This is a genomic window from Kitasatospora sp. NPDC057198, assembly GCF_042670125.1.
Lineage (GTDB): Bacteria > Actinomycetota > Actinomycetes > Streptomycetales > Streptomycetaceae > Kitasatospora.
Genome location: NZ_JBHUWH010000733.1, coordinates 1 through 2485, shown reverse-complemented (window position 1 = coordinate 2485; position 2485 = coordinate 1). Strand labels below are relative to the sequence as shown.

The window sequence follows — 2485 nt, the reverse complement described above, 5'->3', positions numbered from 1 at the left end:
CCTCCCGTCTCCTGCTGCTTCCCACCGGGGCGGGTCAGCCCTGCTTCGGCTGCTCCCGCTCCTGCTTCTGCTCCTGGAACGAGTCCTCGTCGTAGTCCTCGTCGATCTCCAGGTCGTCCTCGTCGTAGAACTCCTCGACGTCCTCTTCGTCCTCGAAGATCATCCGGTCGTCGCCGACGTCGTCCTTGTCGATCTGGCGACGCACCGGCTCCACGGCCTCCGCGCCCTCGTCCTCGACCTCGGCGTCCTCGTCCAGCGCGTCGGTGAACTCCACGCCGTCGATCTCCGCCAGCCGCTCGGCCGCGTTGGTCGAGCCGTCCGTGTCCGCCTCCACGGCCTTCACGAACCACTCCCGGGCCTCGTCCGCCCGGCCCGCCGCGATCAGCGCGTCCGCGTAGCCGTAGCGCAGCCGCGCCGTCCACGGGTGGATCGCCGAGGACGCCAGCTCGGGGCTCTGCAGCGTCACCACGGCGGCGTCGTACTGCTCCAGGTCCGCCCGGGCGCCCGCCGCGACCAGCCGCATCTCGACCTGGCCGGCCTTGTCCAGCTGCTTCACCTCGGGCTCGCCGGCCATCGCCAGCGCCCGCTCCGGCCGGCCCAGACCGCGCTCGCAGTCCGCCATCACCGGCCACAGGTCGACCCGCCCGGTCATCCGCTTCGCCGCCCGGAACTCGGTCAGCGCCTCGGAGTACCGCTGCGTCATGTACGAGGCGAACCCGGCCGCCTCGCGCACGCTCGCCACCCGCGAGGCCAACCGCAGCGCGACGCGCGAGTAGTTGTACGCCTCCTCCGGCTCGCTGTCGAGCAGTCGCGCCACCATCACCAGGTTGCGCGCCACGTCGTCCGCCAGCGTCTTCGGCAGGCTCTTCAGGTCCTGCCGGACGTCCGCGTCGATCTCGAACCCGGTCACGTCGTCCGGGATCGGCAGCCGCTTCACCGGCTCCTGGCGCCGCTCGTCGTACCCGCCGCGCTCACCCCGGTCGTACCCGCCCCCGCGCGGACGGTCGTCCCGCCCGCCCCGGAAGCCGCCACGGTCCCCGCGGTCGTCCCGCCCACCCCGGTAACCACCGCGGTCGTCCCGGCGCTCGAAGCCACCACTGCGCTGCGGACGCTCGTCCCGGCCGCGGAACCCGCCGCCCTGGGGGCGGTCGTCGCGACGCTCGAAGCCACCACTGCGCTGCGGACGGTCATCCCGGCGCTCGTACCCACCGCTGCGCTGCGGGCGGTCGTCACGGTCGCGGCCGTACGACGGACGGTCCTCACGCGGACGGAACCCACCGCGGTCACCGCGGTCGCCGCCCTGCGGACGCTCGTCGCGGCCCCGGTACCCGCCGCCCTGGGGGCGGTCGTCCCGGCGCTCGAAGCCACCACTGCGCTGCGGACGGTCGTCGAACGAACGCTCCTCACGCGGACGGTAGCCACCGCCCTGCGGACGGTCATAGCCGCCGCTGCGCTGCGGACGCTCGTCGCGGCCCCGGTACCCGCCGCCCTGGGGACGGTCGTCCCGACGCTCGAAATCACCACTGCGCTGCGGACGCTCGTCACGCCCGCGGAACCCGCCGCCCTGGGGACGGTCGTCGCGACGCTCGAAGCCACCGCTGCGCTGCGGGCGGTCGTCGCGGTCGCGGCCGTACGACGGACGGTCCTCACGCGGACGGAACCCACCGCGGTCACCGCGGTCGCCGCCCTGCGGACGCTCGTCGCGGCCCCGGTACCCGCCGCCCTGGGGACGGTCGTCCCGGCGCTCGAAGCCACCACTGCGCTGCGGACGGTCGTCGAACGAACGCTCCTCACGCGGACGGTAGCCACCACCCTGCGGACGCTCGTCCCGACCCCGGTAGCCGCCACCGCCCTGCGGACGGTCGTCCCGACGGAAGCCACCGCGGTCCCCGCGGTCCCCGCCCTGCGGACGGTCGTCACGCGAGCGGTACCCGCCCCCGCCGCCACCGCCGTACGACGGACGGTCGTCGCGCGACCGGTAGCCGCCACCGCCCTGCGGACGGTCGTCACGGCCCCGGTAGCCGCCACCGCCACCACCGCCGCCGTACGACGGGCGGTCGTCACGGGAACGGAAACCCCCGCGGTCTCCACGGTCGCCGCCACGGTCACCGCGGTCGTCACGACCCCGGTAGCCGCCGCCTTCGCCACGGTCGTCACGACGCGGGCCGCGGTCGTTCGACCAGCCCCCACGCGACCTGGGCTCGTACCCCCGGCCGCCGTCGTTACGGCGCTCGGGCCGATCCTGGGGCGGGTTCGACATGCTGGTGACTCCTGTCTGCACACTGCGAGTTCGAGAGGCGCCACTGCCGTTCCACGACACCAGCGCGCGAGATCCGGACGCCTCCGCCCCACCGGGGTCCGGAACGTCCGCCTTGTCCATTGTCCGGCATCGGGCAGGACACCGCGTCCGGGTGTCCGATCACGCCGTCCGCCGGCCGTACGCGTGTCCGGCCGATGCCCAACAAAAAAGGCCGAGGCCCCAGCC

Annotated in this window: 1 protein-coding gene; it reads right to left on the bottom strand. The window is 74.4% G+C overall.

Going from position 1 to position 2485, the window contains the following annotated elements; all coding sequences use genetic code 11:
- Window positions 1-34: 34 nt before the first annotated feature.
- Entirely contained in the window at window positions 35-937 is a 903-nt protein-coding gene (locus ACFUEL_RS38380) for a tetratricopeptide repeat protein (RefSeq protein WP_380242653.1), read from the bottom strand.
- Window positions 938-2485: the final 1548 nt, after the last annotated feature.